The 20,825-nt window shown below is 44.9% G+C and carries 20 protein-coding genes; 15 read left to right on the forward strand and 5 right to left on the reverse strand.

What is annotated here, in order from left to right:
- Positions 1 to 643: 643 nt before the first annotated feature.
- Positions 644 to 991, reverse strand: coding sequence for a putative quinol monooxygenase (locus tag FHT67_RS08670; RefSeq protein ID WP_167197438.1), 348 nt, complete (start codon positions 989 to 991; stop codon positions 644 to 646).
- A gap of 491 nt (positions 992 to 1,482) precedes the next feature.
- Here FHT67_RS08670 and FHT67_RS08675 point away from each other — a divergent pair, with 491 nt between their 5' ends.
- From FHT67_RS08675 to FHT67_RS08690, 4 genes are all read left to right on the forward strand, one after another.
- On the forward strand, positions 1,483 to 2,169 hold the full coding sequence (locus tag FHT67_RS08675; protein ID WP_167197441.1) for a DsbA family oxidoreductase: 687 nt from the start codon (positions 1,483 to 1,485) through the stop codon (positions 2,167 to 2,169).
- A 57-nt stretch (positions 2,170 to 2,226) separates the two neighbouring features.
- On the forward strand, positions 2,227 to 2,541 hold the full coding sequence (locus FHT67_RS08680; RefSeq protein ID WP_165930637.1) for a Dabb family protein: 315 nt from the start codon (positions 2,227 to 2,229) through the stop codon (positions 2,539 to 2,541).
- Positions 2,542 to 2,580: 39 nt separating this feature from the next.
- Positions 2,581 to 4,053, forward strand: coding sequence for a VanZ family protein (locus FHT67_RS08685; RefSeq protein WP_208403196.1), 1,473 nt, complete (start codon positions 2,581 to 2,583; stop codon positions 4,051 to 4,053).
- A 442-nt stretch (positions 4,054 to 4,495) separates the two neighbouring features.
- Positions 4,496 to 4,942 carry a cupin domain-containing protein gene (locus FHT67_RS08690; RefSeq protein ID WP_167197447.1) on the forward strand — a complete coding sequence of 149 codons (447 nt, stop codon included), beginning with the start codon at positions 4,496 to 4,498 and terminating at the stop codon, positions 4,940 to 4,942.
- A gap of 339 nt (positions 4,943 to 5,281) precedes the next feature.
- Here FHT67_RS08690 and FHT67_RS08695 read toward each other — a convergent pair whose 3' ends face one another.
- Entirely contained in the window at positions 5,282 to 5,794 is a 513-nt protein-coding gene (locus FHT67_RS08695; RefSeq protein WP_132306465.1) for a nuclear transport factor 2 family protein, read from the reverse strand.
- A 340-nt stretch (positions 5,795 to 6,134) separates the two neighbouring features.
- Positions 6,135 to 6,794 (reverse strand): nuclear transport factor 2 family protein, encoded by a 660-nt coding sequence (locus FHT67_RS08700; protein ID WP_208403197.1) that lies wholly within the window; start codon positions 6,792 to 6,794, stop codon positions 6,135 to 6,137.
- A gap of 561 nt (positions 6,795 to 7,355) precedes the next feature.
- Between FHT67_RS08700 and FHT67_RS08705 the strand changes: the two genes are divergently transcribed.
- Positions 7,356 to 8,780: an MFS transporter gene (locus FHT67_RS08705; RefSeq protein ID WP_167197450.1), complete on the forward strand. Its 1,425-nt coding sequence runs from the start codon at positions 7,356 to 7,358 to the stop codon at positions 8,778 to 8,780.
- Positions 8,781 to 8,850: 70 nt separating this feature from the next.
- On the forward strand, positions 8,851 to 9,513 hold the full coding sequence (locus FHT67_RS08710) for an NAD(P)H-dependent oxidoreductase (protein WP_132306459.1): 663 nt from the start codon (positions 8,851 to 8,853) through the stop codon (positions 9,511 to 9,513).
- Positions 9,514 to 9,664: 151 nt separating this feature from the next.
- Here the strand turns inward: FHT67_RS08710 and FHT67_RS08715 are convergent, their stop codons facing one another.
- Positions 9,665 to 10,000: a winged helix-turn-helix transcriptional regulator gene (locus tag FHT67_RS08715; RefSeq protein ID WP_243711613.1), complete on the reverse strand. Its 336-nt coding sequence runs from the start codon at positions 9,998 to 10,000 to the stop codon at positions 9,665 to 9,667.
- A 347-nt stretch (positions 10,001 to 10,347) separates the two neighbouring features.
- Between FHT67_RS08715 and FHT67_RS08720 the strand changes: the two genes are divergently transcribed.
- The 3 genes from FHT67_RS08720 (at position 10,348) to FHT67_RS08730 (ending at position 13,323) form a co-directional block, all read left to right on the forward strand.
- A complete protein-coding gene (locus FHT67_RS08720) occupies positions 10,348 to 11,334 on the forward strand; it encodes an SDR family NAD(P)-dependent oxidoreductase (RefSeq protein ID WP_132306455.1) in 987 nt (328 codons plus the stop codon).
- Between the two features lie 490 nt (positions 11,335 to 11,824).
- On the forward strand, positions 11,825 to 12,547 hold the full coding sequence (cuyB, locus tag FHT67_RS08725; protein WP_167197452.1) for a cysteate racemase: 723 nt from the start codon (positions 11,825 to 11,827) through the stop codon (positions 12,545 to 12,547).
- Positions 12,548 to 12,621: 74 nt separating this feature from the next.
- The gene (locus tag FHT67_RS08730; protein WP_167197455.1) at positions 12,622 to 13,323 is read left to right on the forward strand and encodes a response regulator transcription factor; all 702 of its coding nucleotides are present in this window, start codon (positions 12,622 to 12,624) and stop codon (positions 13,321 to 13,323) included.
- Positions 13,324 to 13,799: 476 nt separating this feature from the next.
- Here the strand turns inward: FHT67_RS08730 and cuyB (FHT67_RS08735) are convergent, their stop codons facing one another.
- Complete coding sequence (cuyB, locus tag FHT67_RS08735) at positions 13,800 to 14,546, reverse strand: cysteate racemase (RefSeq protein ID WP_243711612.1); 747 nt, start codon at positions 14,544 to 14,546, stop codon at positions 13,800 to 13,802.
- A gap of 168 nt (positions 14,547 to 14,714) precedes the next feature.
- Between cuyB (FHT67_RS08735) and FHT67_RS08740 the strand changes: the two genes are divergently transcribed.
- Genes FHT67_RS08740 through FHT67_RS08765 form a run of 6 tightly spaced genes read left to right on the forward strand, consistent with a single transcriptional unit; the run spans position 14,715 to position 20,699 of the window.
- Complete coding sequence (locus tag FHT67_RS08740) at positions 14,715 to 15,638, forward strand: transglutaminase domain-containing protein (protein WP_132306447.1); 924 nt, start codon at positions 14,715 to 14,717, stop codon at positions 15,636 to 15,638.
- A gap of 33 nt (positions 15,639 to 15,671) precedes the next feature.
- Positions 15,672 to 17,174, forward strand: coding sequence for an amino acid adenylation domain-containing protein (locus tag FHT67_RS08745; RefSeq protein WP_243867041.1), 1,503 nt, complete (start codon positions 15,672 to 15,674; stop codon positions 17,172 to 17,174).
- 4 nt (positions 17,175 to 17,178) lie between these two features.
- Positions 17,179 to 17,409 carry a phosphopantetheine-binding protein gene (locus FHT67_RS08750; protein WP_132306443.1) on the forward strand — a complete coding sequence of 77 codons (231 nt, stop codon included), beginning with the start codon at positions 17,179 to 17,181 and terminating at the stop codon, positions 17,407 to 17,409.
- A gap of 9 nt (positions 17,410 to 17,418) precedes the next feature.
- A complete protein-coding gene (locus FHT67_RS08755; RefSeq protein WP_167197460.1) occupies positions 17,419 to 19,011 on the forward strand; it encodes an MBOAT family O-acyltransferase in 1,593 nt (530 codons plus the stop codon).
- Between the two features lie 24 nt (positions 19,012 to 19,035).
- Positions 19,036 to 20,106 carry an SGNH/GDSL hydrolase family protein gene (locus FHT67_RS08760; RefSeq protein WP_132306439.1) on the forward strand — a complete coding sequence of 357 codons (1,071 nt, stop codon included), beginning with the start codon at positions 19,036 to 19,038 and terminating at the stop codon, positions 20,104 to 20,106.
- Between the two features lie 26 nt (positions 20,107 to 20,132).
- On the forward strand, positions 20,133 to 20,699 hold the full coding sequence (locus FHT67_RS08765) for a hypothetical protein (RefSeq protein WP_167197463.1): 567 nt from the start codon (positions 20,133 to 20,135) through the stop codon (positions 20,697 to 20,699).
- Positions 20,700 to 20,825 lie beyond the last annotated feature (126 nt).

The raw sequence follows: 20,825 nt of genomic DNA on the forward strand, positions 1-20,825 counted from the left end.
AAGAGTGATTCGCCTGACGAGGGAAGTATTATTCAATTACAACGAAGTGATTTCGGCTTCGGATGTGAAGGGCCATGAACGCTTCAGTGGTGTATCGATGTGCAGTCTTCACGCGCACTCAGCGGATGCTACCGTTTCTAAACAAGTTCGGCATGTGCGAGCCATGCGAGAGGTAATTGCGGGGATTGAGGAGCGTCGTAGTAATCCCCCTACAACCTGGGAGGCAGATTTGGGTCCTCATTAACCTAAACATTCCTGTTAGTCTTAATAAAGGACTCTATCCAAAAAAGTTCATTCCCAAATTAACTGACAATGTTTTTCAACGATCAATTATTAAACTCCCAGCAAACGTAAGGCGAGTTTTACGCTGGAATGTTCTTTATTTTCCGTCAGATAGCTTGCATATGCCCATAAACGGGGGATTGGCTTTTTTGTTACGCTACCCCGAAAATTACTCTTAGCTCAGACCCAAAAATGGCAGCACGAAAACAAGCCCAGCTTTTATGTTTTTTTAAAACTGTTCCACAGCCCCAATGCACTGGTTGCATTGGGGTTTCTTTATATAAATTATCATAGCCTCTGTTATAGGACTTTCAAGAAACCCGGCTATCCTTAATAGGACAGCCGGGTTTCTTGGTTTAATTTAAGAATAATGGTTGCCTGCTGTAATCGTAGTTCCCCATTCACCTATCGGTGTATAGAAACTAAGCTCTCTTCCCAGTAAAAACTCTGCAGCTCTGGTGTAGGGACCTTGACGGTAAGCTTTGGACTCTTCTTCTGCCAGCCAAGTCTCTTTAGAACAGTTCCAAATTTCATAGAAAATAATCTCATCAGGATTATCGACATTCTCATGAACGATTCCGTTTACAAATGTCGGCTCTTTTGACATTGTGTCAAACAAGGGCTTTAGATTATCAAAAAAAGCCTGCTTGTCCGAATTTGGCTTCAATTGAAAACGTGCAATAATTACAGTCTGGTTCGATTGATTCATATTTAAAAACCTCTTTTCCGTTATATTTTTATTGGTAGCACATCAGGAATTATACATCGTACTTTCGGAGAGGTCTGTATGTTAGATTACTTTTAAAAAAGGAACTGCTGCTTTTATATTTATTATTTTGTCAGTTTCTTATGTTGTTATGCTGAGTTGAAAACCTAAAAGCGAAAGCAATTTATCGAAATATCGTCACCGCTACACATCTTGATAGACAAAACATAGCTTTACTTTTATAAAGCATATATAAAAAAAATGCCTTCTATGAATAATGTGAAGAACTGATATATTTACCTAGGCGATCGAAATAAATGCTTTAACGTAAATTAAATCTACGACAGTCACATGAGCAAAGTCCACTTCCGCTGATGAGATCATTATAACAACTCAAATGTACCGTCAAGAAGATCGGCTTCGCAATTTTCAAATCATAGCTGGATTACTTCAGTAAGGGTTCTTATAACAGCGCAGCATAAAGGAGTGGAATTATGAAAGTGGAAATATGGTCGGATATTATGTGTCCTTTCTGTTACATCGGCAAGCGCCGTTTCGAAGCGGCATTGCAGGAGTTCGCACACCGCGATCAAGTCGAGGTCATTCATCGCAGTTTTGAACTGGACCCTACTTCTCCATTGCAAACCGATAAAAATTACTTCGAATATACAGCCGCAAAGTACGGCATTTCGGCGGAAACCTTGGCTAAGCAAAGCCGATCCGTCACGGAACGGGCAAAACAAGAAGGCTTGATTTTTAATTACAATACCGTGAAAAACGCGAATACACATGACGCACACCGTCTGCTTTATTTCGCAAGAGAATTCGGCAAGGAACAAGAATTGCTCGAATTGTTATATAAAGCTTATTTCACGGAATCTCTGCCTATCGGACAACACGAATCGCTTGTGTCGCTGGCCGAACAAGTTGGGCTGGATCGCCAGCAAGCATCAGCGATGCTCGCTGGCACGCAAAATGGGGAAGCTGTTCGAAATGATCAGCTGCTGGCCGCCAGATTAGGCATTCAAGGCGTTCCGTACTTCCTGATAGATGGCAGGCATGCCATCTCCGGCGCCCAACCCGCCAGCACAATGACTCAAGTGCTTGATTCTGCTTGGAAAGAAGCTAAAGCTTCCCGAAATCAATTAGATTCGGACATTTGCAATGGCGGCATTTGTTAATGGCCATTTTGTCCAGGCGCTGAGCTGAAAAAAATGAGTCAGGAAGGAGGAGTGAAAGTGGGACATAAAAGCATTCATCATATGGTCATTTTTAGTCTGAAGCATGCAACGGGTTCGGAGGAGGCTAAAGCCTTCATGCGCGATGCGGAGAGCCAATTGACAAAGATACCGGTCGTAAAGCAGTTCCGCGCTTTTCGGCTAAAACCAAATAACCTTTTGGATTACGGTATTTCTATGGTTTTCGACAGCGAAGAGGATTATCAAACGTATGTGGCGCATCCGCTGCATGATGATTTCGAGGATCGTCGTTGGAAAAAGGAAGCCGCACAGGGTATGGTTATCGATTACGAGATAGGTACAGAAACTTCATGACGATAGTCACTCTCACCACTTATAGTTTTCAGTTATGACATGGATTGGATGCAAGCCAAAAAGGCTGGGGAGAAGGATGGATATATGGATTTAATTACTGTTTCTACTGCACTGATCAAATGGGCGCTCGCCGCACTGGTCGGATGCCTTGGCGTCATTACGCTGCTGGGCGGCGGCTATCTTATATATAAAAAAATTTTTCGCGGAAAAAGAAACATGTCCAAAAAACAATGGGTTGTGCTCAGTCTGCTTGTTGCCTGGTTTTTAGTTGTACTAGGACTAACTACAATCAGCAGGGTTGCAAACTTTACGGGTGATATCAATCTCCATTTATTCAGCGGTTATGTGAATGCATGGAATAAATGGTCCTTCAGTGAGCTGCAGTTGATCCTATTTAACATGCTAATGTTCGTTCCATTGGGCTTTCTGTTGCCACTGCTCATGCGCAGAGCAGAAACCTTTTGGCTAACCTTCCTTGTTACATTGTTAACGACGGGCTTTATAGAAATCATTCAGCTCGTAACAGGGAAAGGGATTTTTGAGCTGGACGATATTTTTCATAACTTGATCGGAGGTCTGGCAGGATACTTCTTCGTTATGGCGATCCTGGTGTGTGCTCGGCAAAAACGCTTTGCGATCCAATTTGTTCTACGGGGTGTAATGATTCCAGCGTTGTTCGGTGCGTTGATTGGCAGTGCAATGATTACGTACCAAGCGAAGGAGTTTGGGAATATGCCTATCCTTCCTGCAATGAAGCAGGATATGGATGAGGTGACGGTTGAAAATAAACTACTCTTGCACGAGGACGCTGATAGGGCTTCGATTTACCGAAATATCTATGCAAAGGATATGCAACGAGGCAGAGATATTGCTGATCAGCTATCCCGGAAGTACGCAGTGAATTTTTCCGATATCATTCGCCGGGAAGGCGATGACAATCGCATTTTTATGGGTGCGGCACCGGATGGTCATGAAGCCGACTTGTATTATCAATATAAGGATGGAAGCTGGCACTTCAGCGCTGGGGATGCGGGGGGAAGTCTCTCGGATCATCAGGCAGCCACATTGAGGGCAGAGATGGAGCAATGGCTTTCGCAAAGCGGCCTGTTGCCTGACAATGCTGTATTCAGCATACAGGACAACAATATTTTGCGATGGGATGCAAAAGAACCTGAGGATCTGGCCCATCAGGATAATGATTTTGTTTCCAGTATAATCATGGTGCAGTTTGCTAAGGATGGGACCCTGAGCGATCTCTTCAATCAAACAATATGGAACAAGTTTGACCGCAAGCTGGAGCTTATCTCCTCTAAACAGGCGTTTGAACAAATTCAAGCAGGTAATTTCTATATGTACTCGCCATTTCAAAAAGGTGATAAGCTTGTCGTGAATGAATATGCTCTGACCTATGTCTACGATACGAAAGGGTATTACCAGCCTGTGTACGAATTCAAAGGATATATCAACAATAACGAACGCCAATGGTATTGCCAGATACCGGCTAGAAAGTAATGCGGGATCTTTTAGAAACAAGCAAATGGTAGTTGTCACAGTCGATCAGAAGGCCGAGAGATTATTTCTCATGGCCTTATTTCCAGTTATCGAGATTCAGAAGTTTTGACGCCGCTTCCACGGACACGGTTATGAGCTATGCCGAATAATCAAGGCTAAGCAAGATAATACGGTGATCTGCTTAACAGCCTTAGAGTAGGAAGTGAACGTGGTCACGGGACTAGGTTGCTGATCAGATTTACATTTACAAAATGTTAAACGTTTCGAAAACATTAGCCTCTCCGCGAAGCTTTATATTTATAAAGCATATTTAAAAAAAGTGCCTTCTTATGAAGGTAATTCATATTTGATATAGTGACTCCATGGCAATCGATTGATAAGGGATCGGATCCATAAAAGTAGTTTGAAAAATGAATCCAAGTGATTAAAGGAGAATGACAACATGAGTAAACCAGTCGTAAATTTCGCAGAGGATCTCGTATGGTTCGATACAATGCCAGGTGAGCAAATGGCTGTGCGTCTTCACAGCAATCAAGTTGGCGGAGCAATATCTGTAGTGGAAGCGCGTGTACCATCTCGGATGGGCCCGCCAAAACATATCCATAACGAACGAGAAGAAACGTTCGAAATCTTGGAAGGAACATTCCGTTTCCAAGTTGGCGATAAGGAGTTTGATGCGACTCCCGGAACAAGCGTCCTAGTTCCCCGCGGTACACCTCATGCATGGGTCAACGCAGGTCCTGACTTGGGGCGGATCTTGTTCATTTTCACACCTGGCGGCATCGACGATTTTTTCCCTGAGATTGGGCGTCATTCTCTCGAGGAAATTGTTCAAATCGCGGCAGATAATGACACAGTGATTATCGGTCCTCCGATGGTTGTGAAGTAAGACTGACGAAAATGACGTAAATCCAAGCGTTCCGCTCGATAATACATTTCTTGGATGGAAGGATATAAAGGACAGAATGGAGTATCTTCGCCTCAAACGACAAGCTGGGGAGCAATGAATGAGCGAAGATGATGGACATACGTTGCAAGTTCGGAGAATGCATATGCCCGAGAGTGAGATTTGGCCAAATAAGGAATAGCCGGGGATTGTGCCGGTTCCTGCAGCAAGGAAAAACAAAAATAGCGGTGCAGGGATAGCCCTCTGCAACGCTATTTTTGTGAAGAATCACCTTTTTATTTAGTATGCAGGCCGTTCCTACAGTCAGCCCTTACGTTTTAATTACTTGCCTGTTACAGGGTCCGTGTTAGGATTCCAATTGTTCAGAGGATCCATGCGGAAACGGGTTAGTACTGTGCTGCTTATTTTCCATACACCATCTACACGACGATAGGTTTCGCGATATTGTCCATATCCATTATGTCCGGGATATGCATTTTCCGCATCAGGGAAAGTCAATAAATCCTCCATGGACCAAATACCCTTTGCGTTATCCTTATCGATTATCTCGATTTCCGGCATATGCCCATGGTGAACCGTAGGTGCACGGCCCACAAGGTCCCCAATCATTTTTCCGTAAGCCATACCGCCCATGTCAGAGAAGTCTTGCCCTTGGGCAATGATTTTAGCATCCGACGTAAATAGCTCCCCAAACTCCGTCCATTTTTTTTCATCAACAAACCGGAAATAACGAGCTCTTAACTGTTTGATTTGCTCGATATCTTCTAGGCGCTGATACTTCTCTTCAAGTTCCGTAATTTTATCTAATAGCTGTTGATCTGTATTTACTGACATATGATCACGTCCTTAATCGATTAATTTATATTTGTGGTATCTACATCTTTTCGTGACGATACTCCGAAACGAGTCGTTAATGGGTCAAAATCGACTACAAGAAAGTGAATGTTATTTTGTACCGCATATTGGAACAACCTCTCATTTAGGATGGTAATTGAGATTCAATTGCCTCGAGATCAACTATAACAGGTATCCATTGCTGTCGTAAGAAGGCAGTTTTTTTAAACATGCTTTACAAAGATAAAGTGATGCATAGGCATCATGAATAAAAAGAAACCCCAGCAGACGCTCTTCTCGAGTGTTTGAAGGAGTTTCGATTGGTAATGGATATTAGATTTTATTTTGTAGGTTTGCCTGTTACAGGATCTGTATTCGGGTTCCAGTTTTTAAGAGGATCCACACGGAATCGCTTAAGTTCCGTACTGCTGATTTTCCAGACACCATTTTCTTTTCTATAGGTTTCTCTGTATTGGCCGTACCCATGATGCCCTGGGTATGCTCCTTTCTTATCGGGAAAGGTTAATAAATCCTCCATTGCCCAAATACCCTTAGCATGATTTTTATCGATGATCTCTATTTCAGGCATATAACCGTGATGAACCGTCGGCGCTTTACCCACTAGATCTCCGATCATTTTGCCGTAAGCCGTTCCGCCGCCCTTTGAATAATCCACGCCATCTGAAATGATTTTCGCATCAGCCGTAAATAACTCTCCAAATTCCTTCCACTTTTTCTCATCAATAAAGCGGAAGTAGCGGGCCTTTAATTGCTTAATTTGTTCCATATCTTGCAATCGTTGATATTTGCTATCAAGCTCGGCTAATTTAGCTAATTGTGCCTGTACATTGACATTTGCCGTTTGTTGTTGCGCCTTTATAACTTGTTCTGATTGAGTACTTTGCTTTTCCACGCCTTTTTGATTCGCGCAGCCTGATAGTACAGCAGTTAGCATGATCGTGCCCAGTATTAGAATGACGGGTAAATAGGATTTGTTCATTTTCAACATATGATCACTACCTTTGTGTGTATTGGTAATAACTTCGCCATGATCCTCGGAGTCCCGAGGGCAGTTTTGTTTTCCTAATCAGACGTATTTTCTTCAACCGAATTCTTTTTCATTCATTTTAAAGTTAGCTATGGATTGAAACTCTGTACCAACATTGCAGACAACCTCTTCTCACCAATTTATTAAGGATTCGGTTTTCCTCCGGTTTTCCTCGAGGTCTACTATAGCAGGTCTTATTTTCCACCATAAGAAGGCTATTTTTCTAAACATGCTTTATTTGAATAAAGTCGCTCGCAAGCTTGAGATTGTGGTCCAAGGGAAGAGAATAGCTTTATTTTTCTAAAGTATATTTAAAAAAATAACCTCCTTATGAAAGTTAAGAATCCCTGTTATAGTTGTGGCCAAGGCAATAAAACTTGACTAGAAGGCAAAAGAAGAGAGGTTGTTAGTCATGTAGCGAAAGTATCTGAATTGGATCACAGTCCGATGGTATTGAATGTTTGAAAGTCTTTATTAACAAATTTCAATATAGATAAAATAGGAGTGAATAAAGTGAGTGATCGTATTTCAAAAGCGAATATGCTTTTGCTTATAATAGTATGTTTTGCGCAATTCATCGAAGTAATGAACAGTTCTACGGTCGTCGTCGCGTTACCGTCCATTCAAACGGCACTTCATATGCAAGCAAATGACTTACAATGGATCGTCACTTCGTATGTGCTTACCTTCGCGTGTTTTCTGATGATTGGAGGACGCGCCAGTGATTTACTTGGCAGAAAACGCGTTTTGCTGGTAGGTCTGGGCATATTTGCGCTTGCCTCTTTGACAGGCGCTCTGTCAATGAATCCGGTTTGGTTAATCGCAAGCAGAGCCATACAAGGAGTAGGGGCGGCGCTGTCTATTCCGGCGGCAATGTCGCTCATTAGTAATAACTTCCCCGCAGGAGCACAACGTAACAAAGCGTTTGGTATATTCGGCGCATTAGGTTCCGGGGGAGCGGCGGCAGGATCGATCGTCGGCGGTTTGCTGACTGATTCTGCAGGCTGGAGATCGTTGTTTTATCTAAATGTTCCATTGGCATTGCTGCTTATCGTTGGATTGATATTTGTTAAAGTAAGTCCTTCTGTTAAAGCTGAAAAGCAATCCATTGATTTTATGGGATTAATATCTGTATTGGCGGGGATTTTTATCCTCGTCTACAGCATTTCAATGCCTGATGTGAACGGAAGCTGGCCAATATCGAAAATCATCATGCTGATTGTGGGGGTATTCGTACTCCTGTTGTTCGTAGCGATCGAGAAATATGCCAAAAATCCGCTTATGCCGCTTCGCCTCTTTAAATTCAGGTCGCTTCTTATATCAAATTTCATTGGTTTTCTAATGTTTTCATACGTTAGTGGTTTCAATTACTTTTCGACTTTATATTTTCATGAACTTGGCTATTCCTCTTTAAAGGTTGGTTTAGCTTTCTTGCCACTAGGAATGACTGCTATCGTAGTCACACAAATCACGCCGTTCTTCATGCGTAAATTTGGTGCCAAAAAAGTTCTGGTTATTACGCAGCTTATCAACGCGCTTGGCATGTTCTGGTTAAGTGATATGGACATGACTAAGGGCTATGCAACATTTATTCTTCCGGCCTTCATCATTCTCGGTTTGTCGGTGGGCGCATCCTACACGGCGGTAATAGTCGGATCCGTACAGGATGTAAAACCCGAGGAACATGGTATTGCCGGAGGGATTGTAAATACTTTCTTGCAATTAGGAGGAAGCCTGGGTTTATCCATTCTTGCCACAGTTGCAACTACCGTTACCACGTCAGCGCATCATGAAATGGCGAGCGATGCGTTATTGTTGGGCTTTCGAACGGCACTAATCGTAAGTGGTGCATTTGCTGTCATTGCAGTGATCCTCGCATTAATAAGCGGAGGAAAAAGTAAGCATACGGTTTCCGTTTCACAAGAAATGCATATTTAATCTGCCGGTATCGCGCAGAAGCTTCAGTAGCCTTAAAAATACAGCATAAAATGAGAGGATGTTTTAATTAATGAATATCGAGGCAAAAAAAACGGAATTAATGTCTACATTTCATTTCAGACATGCGACTAAAGAATTCGATTTGACAAGAAAAATTACGAATGAGGATTTTGAGTTTATTTTAGAGGCTGGCCGGCTTTCACCAAGCTCCGGAGGTAACGAGCCATGGAAATTCCTGGTTGTTCAGACGCCGGAATTTAGAAAAGAGCTAGCCCCACACGTTACCGGTGCTGTCCGTTCGTTGCCTACAGCTAGTCACTTTGTGATCATCTTGGCGAGGAAGGGACTTACCTTCGATTCTCCATACGTCGTGGAACAGCAAACGAAAGTGAAAAAGATGCCTGTTCATGTGTATAACAGCATGCGGGACGCATATGCGCAATTCTACGGGGATCTTAAGCTCGATACGGAAAGGGCGCTGCTAGACTGGTCATCGAAGCAAACCTACTTGGCTATGGGTAACATGATGACTGCCGCTGCACATATTAACATCGATTCGTGTCCAATTGAAGGTTTCGATTTAGATGCAGTGAATGAATTACTCGAGAAAAAAGGACTGCTCGGCAACAACGAATTTGGTTTGAGTGTTATGGTGGCTTTCGGCTATAGATCAAAGGAGCCGGTTCGTGCCAAAACAAGACGCCCAATGCAGCAACTCGTTCAATTCGTATAATACCGTAAAAATAATGAGGGGGTTTCTTAAAGGTCAACCATTTTGGCCCTTAGGAAACCTTCTTCTTTGTAACCATCATTTTAAGCGGCCAAACAAAAATAACGCGCACCGATTGAGTACCGGTGGGCGTTTGAAGACCATTGACGTTATATTATTTTAAAACCGGCGCTTCCCATTCGTTTTTCCATCGATGTATTTCATTAAACACGTCTGTAAAAGCTTTTCCCTTTTCAGTAATGGAATACTCCACTGTGACCGGTACGGTAGAAAATACTTCTCTTTTTATCATTTGATGTTCTTCTAAATTGCGCAAGGTATCCGTTAATCCCTTTGTATTAATGTTCCCTAAACTTCTTCGTAAATGGTTGAACCGCTGAGGTTCTTTTAATAACTCCGTTATGACAAGAAATGTCCATTTTCCTGAAAGGAATTGCAACACCTCAGAAATTGATGTAATGCAATCAAGATCAAACTTCGAGGACTCCAATTTTATCATCTCACAATCAATTATAATGTTAGCCTAATATTTAAAGTATCTAATTTAAAGTATAGTGCAAAAAAATGCGATGTCACTGGAAGAAATATGCCAATTATAAAAGGACATGATTACATGCATGACCAATTGTCCTAGTATTATGAGTCCATGTCTGTTTCCTTATTCGAAATTCAAGCCCATAAAAAGCGGTAATAAATGATTAAGACAGTGCAGGCACTTTAGATTTATAAAGCATATTTAAAAAAAGTGCCTCCTTATGAAATAAATCAATACCTGTTATAGTTGTCCTCGAGGTACGACATAGCCCGTCACTTTAAACAAGCATGGAGGTTACACCTATGACAATTCAAAACGACTTTGGCCTTCAAACCCCCATAGCATCCGGGTTTGGTCCAAGAACGACTGCACAGACGATAATTGGGGAACAGGACCTTCGCGGAAAAATGGCTATCGTGACAGGTGGTTATTCCGGACTCGGACTCGAAGCCGTCAAAGCCCTTGCTTCTGCCGGGGCACGGGTTATTGTTCCCGCTCGCGCGTTGGAAAAAGCACAAACAGCACTTGAGGGAGTGTCCGGTGTGGAACTCGAACGTTTAGATCTTATGGATCCAGCCTCGATTGATGCGTTTGCAACGCGTTTTCTTGCTTCTGGCAGGCCTTTACACATTCTTCTTAATGCCGGGGGAATAATGGCAGCTCCGCTTGTTCGTGATTCCCGGGGGTTTGAGTCTCAGCTTGCAACCAATCATTTGGGACATTTTCAACTGGCGTTAAGGTTATGGCCGGCGCTTGAGAAGGCAAAAGGCGCAAGAATTGTTTCAGTCTCATCGCGTGCCTTGCAACTCAGCGCTTTTGATTTTGTGGATCCGAATTTTAACTCGGGCGAATATGACAAATGGCTTGCTTACGCCAGATCCAAAACAGCCAACGCTTTGTTTGCCGTTGCAATGGACAAGCGCGGAAAGCCTCACGGAGTGCGAGCATTTTCGGTTCATCCAGGCACGATCGCCACAGATTTGGCCCGTCATTTAACGGATGACGAATTGCGTGCAATGGGCGCTTTAAACGAACAAGGTGAGCGTGTTTTTACCGAGTATAACGATGAAATCAAAACGATTGAAGAAGGGGCGGCCACTTTGATTTGGTGCGCCGTTCATCCTCAGCTGGACGGAAAGGGCGGGGTCTATTGCGAAAACGGAGATATTGCAGGCATGACGGACACGCCTTACACTCCCGGCGTATTTGAGTGGGCGGTTGATCCCAAAGAAGCGGAAAGACTATGGAAATTAAGTGAGCAATTAATTGGCATAAAATTTGAAAACTAAGGCCATCGTATATATTTCATATTTCAAAATATAAGAAACAGCCTGCTGAATGCTCAGCAGGCTGTTTCTATGATCATTGCGGGAATGATTTGCTTCGCTTATTCACTAGACAAATATCTGGTTGATTTTGGAATAGAGATCTTATGCGTTGCTAGGAGCATGGCTTTACTTTTATAAAGCATATATAAAAAAACAGCCTTCTTACGGATGGGGATAATAGCTGTTATAGTTGGCCCGTAACGTTTTATTCCCTCTAATGACGCTGCACGTGATGGAGCTAAGAATAAATTCGAAGTATTCGGATTCATTCATCCATTAATTAAAATGTTACAAAGAAGTTACATCTTGTATGTATTTTTGAGATATGTTTTTTGCATGATTAGTTTAGCGCTATTAACTGAACCAAAGTTTACAAGGTGATATGGATAATACATTACGGAATAGCCAGTGGTTCGAATTTTTAATATGCAGGCTAAGTAGGTGAACGAAGATGGAACATGGGAGCTTAGGTATTATTGGAGGAATGGGTCCCAAAGCGACCTCGGTTTTTTTTGAAAAAATAATAAATAAAACGAATGCGGATCTGGATCAGAACCACATTAATATCATTATTCTTAATCATACAAGTCTTCCTGACCGGACCGATGTTCTTCGAAAGAAGGAAGGGGATCTATTTTTAAATAAAATATCTAAAGACATGGCTCTCCTTCATAATGCCGGTGTGTCCAATATTGCAATACCCTGCAACACCGCACATTGCTTTTATGATGAGATGCAGGAAATGACCCCCATTCCCATTATAAACATGGTTAACGAGACACTTAAGCTCGTGACGGATAAGTTTGGATCAGGCAGTAAAATAGGGATTTTAGCGACTGATGGAACCTTGCATAACGGGGTATATAGCAAAGAATGTGAAAGATTGAACCTTAAACTATACAAGCCGAATGAAGAAATACAGAAACGTATCATGAGTATCATTTATGAGAAACTGAAGAAAAATCAACAGGTTAAGCCAGCAGAAATCGAGGAGATAATAGAGAAGCTGCTGAGCGACTTCGGTTGTGACTGTGTCGTAATTGCTTGCACGGAATTATCAAGTATACCATTGCGGCAAAATATTAAAAGATATTGTATTGATGCTATGGATGTACTCGTAGAGCAATCAATTCTTCGTTCAGGTAAAAGAGTTATAACTTCTGATTTTACATAATACATGCATGACGGAAAGATATAACTTCTTCAATGATTTAATGGAGTCAAGAGCTGGTTCAAAAGGGGTTTATTATGATGAAAGTACTTGTTGTGGAAGACGACTTCAGCATTTCTAGTGCCATAACTTATGCGCTTGAGCGAGAAGGCTACACGGTCAGAACCGCTGCTGACGGGGAGGAAGCTCTAGAAAAAGCGGAAGCATTTAAACCCGACGTAATTATTCTTGACATTATGATGCCTAAAATGAACGGATATGAGGTTTTCCGTAAGCTTAATCAGAAAGAACGGCCAGGCGTGCTTTTGCTGACTGTGAAAAACGATATCGTAGACAAGGTGCTTGGCCTGGAATTAGGTGCGGATGATTACATGACCAAACCTTTTGATATCCGGGAGGTGCTGGTCCGAGTAAAGGCATTATACCGTAGGAGAAATTTTGCATATGACAATAGTAATGAGCTTGAGAAAGTAAATATTGAGATGGGTGGTTTATCGATTCAATTATATAGTCGGACGGTGAGGATGGATGGTCAAGAACTAGACTTGACGCTAAAAGAGTTTGACCTTCTCGTTGAGCTTGCATGTAATCCTGATCGGGTATATTCCAGAAAGGTGCTGCTGAAGAAGGTATGGGATATTAATTATGCCGGGGGAACCAGAACGGTAGATATTCATATCCAAAGGCTCCGCAAGAAGCTTGGAAGATGGCAAGGGCTCATTCAAACGATTAACGGAATTGGTTATAAAATTATTCCTGTAACACTAGATAATGAATGATGGGTGCTGAGAACTGTATTAGGACCCCAAAAGTTTCATTTAGAGATGAAATCTAATGTGCGCGGTTTTGCAGGTTATATCAAGGGAAAGGAGAGATCAGGTGGCTAAATTAGATTTCATCCCCGCCATATCATTTCCAACTGGCAGCAAGAGCAAGACAAGGACATTTCTGTCTTCATACAGTACTTGAAAAAATACGATGTAGCTGTTCAATGAGCCGGTTTTCATAAAAACCTTCATTCAAGCACGAGCATTCGTGTAGGAATGAAGGTTTTTCTTTCAATAAGGCTTCACCACAGCTTCGTACAATTCCAAGATGATGAGGTGATCCCCATGTTTCTAGAATATACAAATCTAACTGGATAGCCTTCGGCAATCTGCCGACCTTATCCGCCTGTTACACCGGAAAGACAGCTGGATGCGTGATCGAGCATTGTCCAAGTTTATTACCAAAGAATTAGGCGTGCGATTCGTCTTCATGATTTCTCTATGAACAGCCGTTCGGAGCACGCTGACTTGATCGTACCGCCGGACAACGTAATGGACCGATGCACGAGCACGTCCAAGGCGTCGATAAAGTAAGGCCGCACGGATTCGCCTAATTCGATGCACGATAATTCCGTGCACGCGAGAACGAGGCCGTCGCATTTTTCCCGCTGGAGCATTTCCGTCATGATACCTTCGAGTACACGAGCATCCGAGTGTCCGGTTTTTTTGATATCTTCATAGATGATGCTCATAATGCTTTGTTGCATGCCCGGGCTCGGGATAACCGGCTCAAGGCCGTATTGCCGCAGGACATTCGAATAGATATCGGTTTGAAGGGTGGCGTCGGTCGCGAGAATGCCGATTTTACGATTCGCTTTATGCTTCGCGAGCAGTTCCTCGACCGTTTCTTTTACCATGTTGACGATCGGAATAGCCGTCATGCCTTGAATGTCGTCGAAGAAACGGTGCGCCGTATTGCAAGGCATCACGATGTTAGACACTTTCGCATGCTCAAGCAGCGCGATGTCCGCTTGGATGAGCCGCAGGAATTGCCGATCTTTCCGTTCAAGGATCGAGCTCGTTCGGTCAGGCAATGACGCATGATTCAGAATAATCATGTCGATATGGTCTTGATCCGCGTCCGCTTCGGTGAATTCAATAACTCTGTCGTAGAAGACGGATGTCGCCTTCGGTCCCATCCCGCCTATTACGCCTAATTGAGGTCGTTTCATCATCTCTACCTTATTTTGTATTATCATCTTTTTCGTAAAATTTCGACTGAAATGCTATTAAAGCTTTTCAATGAAATGAAAATTCTTGAATTCCGTAATCCGGTTTTGGCTATAGTATATTGAAATGAATTGAAATTATTCGTAAAGATTCGACAGGAATGGAGTTGCCGCATGCGCACAAGACGAACTAGACGCACTAGACGAAGCAAGGTCATCTTAGGAGTTGCCTTCGTTCTTATTGCCGCGTTGGTTATTTGGACTTCGATGGACAGCATATCGGCGGATAACAAGCCCTCAGCCACGCCGACTGCCACACCGGCCGCAGCGTCTGCTGCCACGCCGGATACCAAGGCTGATACGGAGCCGCCCGCAATCACGGGAGTCCAAAATTTAACCGTTTTTATCGGAGACCGCGTTTCTTACAAGACCGGCGTAACCGTTAAGGATAATCACGATACGAACGTCGCTTTGGCCGTAGATACGAGCGGCGTCAACCTAAAGAAAGCCGGCGTTTACAACATTACGTATAGGGCCCAGGACGCCGCAGGCAATGCTGCCCAAGCGGAAGCTACCGTAACGGTCAAGGTAAAGCCTGCGAGCCCCCTCAACGAAGAAGAATTGAATAAACTGGCGGATACCGTACTCGCCAAGATCTTGACGGAAAACATGACGGAAGTCGACAAATTATGGGCAATCTTCAAATGGACCAAGTACAACATCGGCTATGTCGACAGTTCCAGCCACACCGATTGGCGAAAAGGCGCCCTTCAAGGGTTTAAACAAGGTACGGGTGACTGCTTCGTGTATTACGCCACTGCAAAGATACTGTTGGAGAGAAGCGGCTTCGAAACGCAAACCGTGATTCGGGACAAGGGCAGAAAAACGAAACATTTCTGGAGCTTAGTCAAAGTCGATGGCGCCTGGTATCACTTCGATACCACTCCCACGATCAAAAAGAATACGACTTTCCTGCTTACGGACGCAGAACTGGCATTATTCAATAAGCAATTTAAGAACTACTACCTATTCGATAAGACTAAACATCCGGCAACGCCGACCAAACCGCTCAAAGAAAGAAGCAAGTATCTAAAATAAGAAAGGCAAGGTTTGCCTATGCAGTTCAATGTCATGGAGTATTTAGAGCATACGGTACGAAGAGTGCCGGACAAAACAGCTTACGCGAACGACGAATTCGGCCTTACGTTCCAAGCAGTGTACGGGCAGTCCAGAGCGATCGGCACGTTTCTGAACAAGCACAATTTGCAAAAGCAACCGATCGTCGTATTTATGAACAGGAGTCCGAAAGCGATCGCGGCTTATTACGGCGTTATCTATAGCGGCAATTTCTACGTACCGCTAGACGACGAGATGCCACGCACCCGCATCGAGACGATCGTTAGGAAGATAAATCCCGGCGCGATCATCTGCGACGAGTCGACGAAGGAAAGCGCCGATGCCATCGACTTTCAAGGGAATGTGCATCTGTTCGACGACCTGATTCAAGGTCCTGTCGACGACGAGGCATTAACCCGAATACGTCTTTCCGCCTTGGATACGGATCCTGTGTACGTCGTCTTCACGTCCGGCTCAACGGGCGTTCCGAAGGGCGTCATCGCCAACCATAGATCGGTTATCGATTATATCGAAAACTTATCCGACGTGCTTTCGCTGAGCGAAGACACGATATTCGGGAATCAGACGCCGCTGTATCTCGATGCTTGCTTTAAAGAGCTATTCCCGACCCTGAAGTTCGGAGCGACGACGTATATCATCCCGAAAAGCCTGTTTATGTTCCCGCTCAAATTGGTGGAGTTCCTGAACGAGTATCGCATAAACACCGTATGCTGGGTCGTATCGGCGTTAACGATGATCTCTTCCTTCAAAGTGCTGGACAAGCTGGTTCCGCAATTTCTGCATACCGTCGCGTTCGGCAGCGAAGCATTCCCGGTGAAACAATTCAATCTGTGGAGAAGCGCGTTGCCTAACGCGAGATTCGTTAACTTATACGGCCCTACCGAAGCGACAGGCATGTCTTGTTACTACAAGGTGGAACGGGCGTTCGAGGAACACGAGATTTTACCGATCGGCAGGCCGTTTCGGAATACCGAAATCCTCTTGCTTGGTGCAGGCGATCGCGAAGCCGCTCCCGGGGAAACCGGAGAAATTTGCATTCGAGGCACTTGCCTGACGCTGGGTTATTACGGGGATTTCGCTAAGACGAACGAAGTTTTCGTACAAAATCCGTTAAACGCTCTATATCCCGAACTGATCTACCGGACGGGGGATTTGGGCAAATACAACGAGCGCGGCGAGCTGATGTTCGTCTCGCGCAAAGATTACCAGATCAAGCATATGGGGTATCGCATCGAGCTCGGAGAAATCGAGGCGAACGTCAGTCGGCTGGAAGGCGTCAGGAGCGCTTGCTGCGTTTACGACAAAACCACGGAGAAGATCGTCTTATTCTTCGTAGGCGAAACGGACGCCAGATCGATCGTCAAAGAACTGAAGCTGCAGCTGCCGAAGTATATGATTCCCAATCGGATTGAGCCATTAGACGCAATGCCGCTCACGACGAACGGAAAAATCGATCGCGTTTACCTCAAAGAAGCTTGCATGAAGAAGGGGAGTTAAGCACATGGATGAATTATTGAAAATATTGGAAGATATGCACCCTGACGTCGATTTTCGTCAATGCGATACGCTAATCAAGGATAAAGTGTTGGATTCTTTCGACATCGTCACGCTGCTTGCGGAAATCGACGGCGAATTCGGCGTGACGATTCCCGTGGAGGAAATCACGCCCGATAACTTCAATTCCGCTCAGGCGCTGTACGCGTTAATCATCAGACTATCCGACGATTTATAGGGGGAGATCATGCTTTTCACCTCATACGGTTTCATTCTCTTTCTCGTTGTCTTGTTCGTCTTCTATTACCTCATTCCGAGAAAATACCAGTGGGTATTGCTTCTCATCGCGAGCTATTTGTTCTATGCGTTATCCGGGCTTCAATTTCTTGCTTATATCGCGGCGACGACGGTTTGCGTTTATTATGCCGGACGCCGAATCGGCGACTTGGTGCAGACCGAATCCGCGTATTTGCGGGAACATAAGCAAGAATTAACCAAGCCCGAGATCAATGAATATAAATCCAAGATGAAAGGAAGAAAACGGATCCCGATGCTGCTGGCCTTGTTCGTGGCCTTAGGCATTCTTGCTTTCGTCAAATATACCGATTTCGCGATCGCGAACATCAATCTCATCGCCCGGGCTTTCGGAAGCGAAGGCGGCATTTCCTTCTGGACAATCGCCGTTCCGCTCGGCATTTCCTTCTATACGTTCAAGAGCGCGGCTTACCTGATCGATATTTACAGGGGGAAATTTCCGCCGGAGCGCAATCTGTTCAAGTTCGCGCTGTTCGTTTCCTTTTTCCCCGAAGTCATACAAGGACCGATTAGCCGATTCGATCAATTGGGCAAGACGTTGTACGGCCCGCACGACTTCGACGGCCGCAACGTAAAGTTCGGCTTGCAGCGAATCGCATGGGGATTTTTCAAAAAGCTGGTCATCGCCGATCAACTCACGGTGGGCGTTCGGACGATTTTCGACGATCCCGATCACTATAACGGTGCGTTCGTGCTGGTTGGCATGTTGTTATACGCGTATCAGCTGTTGGCCGACTTTTCAGGCGGTATCGATATTACGATCGGGATTGCCCAGGTGCTCGGCGTCAAGGTTCAGGAAAATTTCCTGAGACCGTATTTCGCCAAGTCGATCACGGATTACTGGCGCAGATGGCATATTTCGATGGGCGCTTGGTTCCGGGATTACGTCTTCTTCCCGATGTCCGTCTCGAAGCCGATGCTTGCCCTGTCGAAGTTCTCCCGCCGGCGGTTCGGCAACGCGATCGGCAAACGCGCTCCCGTGTATCTAGCGACTTTAACGACCTGGTTCGCCACCGGCATTTGGCACGGTTCCAGCTGGAACTTCATCGCATGGGGACTGGCGAACGGTATCATCATTCTTATCTCGCAAGAACTGGAACCGTTCTACGATTGGTTCCATGGAAAGTTTAATGTGAAGCATACGTTCGGATTCCGCTCTTTCCAAGTCGTGCGGACGCTGCTGCTGATGAGCTCGATCCGGCTGTTCGACTGTTACATGGACGTGCCGCTGACGTTCAAGATGTTCGGGTCCATGTTCACGACCTTCAATTATCGAGTCTTATTCGACGGTTCGCTGCTTCATCTGGGCATCTCTTTTAGTCACTATGTCTTAATCCTGTTGAGCCTAGCGGTTGTCGGAATCGTCAGCTTGCTTCAAAGAAGCGGGAGCGTGAGGGAGAAGATAGAGGCGCAGCCGATTGGCGTAAGGTATTCGCTTTACGGCATGCTGATCCTCTCGATTCTGGTCTTCGGGGCTTACGGCGTCGGTTATGACGCGAAGCAATTTATCTATAATCAGTTCTGATTTCAAAGGAGGGATGAGGGGACATTGGTACGGAAGAAGCTTATAATCGGAGCCGTCGCGATCGTTCTGCTGCTCGGCTCGTTGTATGTGCTGCAACGCCTGCTTATGCCCAAATACGTATCCGGCATCGTCGAGGGTTCGCTTATCGGCGAATATTACAAAGAGAAACGCAAGGATTTCGACGTTATATTCCTCGGGGACTGCGAAGTGTACGAGAATTTCTCGCCGGTAACGCTGTGGGAGAAATACGGGATTACGAGCTATATCCGCGGCAGCGCGCAACAGTTGATCTGGCAGTCGTACTATTTGCTGGAAGAGACGCTGAAATACGAGAAGCCGAAAGTCGTCGTCTTTAACGTTCTCGCCATGCAGTACAACGAACCGCAAAAAGAAGAATATAACCGCATGACGCTCGATGGGATGCAACTCTCGGCAACCAAGCTGAAGAGCATTCAAGCGTCCATGATGAACAGCGAGCATCTCGTCGATTACCTAGCGCCCTTATTGCGTTTTCATTCCAGATGGGATCAATTAAGCAAAGACGACTTCACGAATTTGTTCGGCAAGGAGAAGTTATTCCACAATGGGTATTATATGAGAGTAGACGTGAAGCCGGCGGGAAGAGTTCCGAGAGCTCCGAGGCTTCCCGATTACCGATTCGGTTCCAACGCCTATAGCTACTTGGATCGATTGACGGAATTGTGCAAAGAAAATGGTATCCAACTCGTATTGGTCAAAGCGCCGACGATCTACCCGCATTGGCACGACGAGTGGGATACCCAGATGGAGCAGTACGCTGCGGCCCACGATTTAACCTACATCAATTTTCTGAAGCACATGGACGATGCCGGAATCGACCTGCAGACGGATACCTATGACGCGGGCCTGCATCTGAACGTATACGGAGCGGAAAAGCTAGCTGCGTACTTCGGAGCATTCCTGGCGGATACTTACCGTCTGCAAGATCATCGTACTGACAAGACGTGGAGCGGGATCTGGCAAAAGAAAATCGACTTTTACGATCGGATGAAGCAGGATCAATTGGACGAGCTCGCCAAATACGGATACCTGAAACGCTATAAAGTCGAAACGTGATAAGAATGGATGAAGGAGTGTTTACGTTGAAAAAAGCAAGTATAGGGCTGATCGCCCTCCTAATGGTACTATCCGGTTGCGGGAACAAAATGACGGAGGAGGGATCCGCGTCGCCTAGCGCGTTGACGCAGACGGAAGGAGCCGCTGCTTCGCCAGCTTCGACCCAGGCTTCCGGGACGCCTGAACAAGCAAGCGGCGAAGGCTACGTGTTTGAGGCGAACGGAATCCCGATTCCGATGCATGCCGAAGCGGCGCCGATCTTGAAGCAACTGGGAAAACCGCAAAGTTATTTCGAATCGCAAGCCTGCGCTTTCCCGGGACTCAATAAAATTTACCAATACAGCAGCTTCGACGTGTATGCCTACGAGAAGGACGGGGTCGATTATATCGCGTCCGTCATTCTGTTCGACGATACGGTGGCCACCAAGGAAGGCGTCACCTTGTTCAACAAGAAAAGCGACGTGATTAAAGCCTACGGCGACAAGTTCACCAACAACTTGAATTTGTACGTCTATGACCAAGGCAAGTCCCAATTACGGTTCGTCATCGAGAACGATCAAGTGACCTCGATCGAGTATTTGGCCAAGATTTGATCGGAATCGTAAGCATGAGTATAGACGCCATCGGGGCCGGAGTACTTCCCTCGATGGCGCCTTACTATGTAACGTGACTTTAATTTTCTAAAGTATATTTAAAAAAATAGCCTCCTTATGAAAAAA

This window comes from Paenibacillus sp. BK720 (assembly GCF_011761545.1).
GTDB lineage: Bacteria > Bacillota > Bacilli > Paenibacillales > Paenibacillaceae > Pristimantibacillus.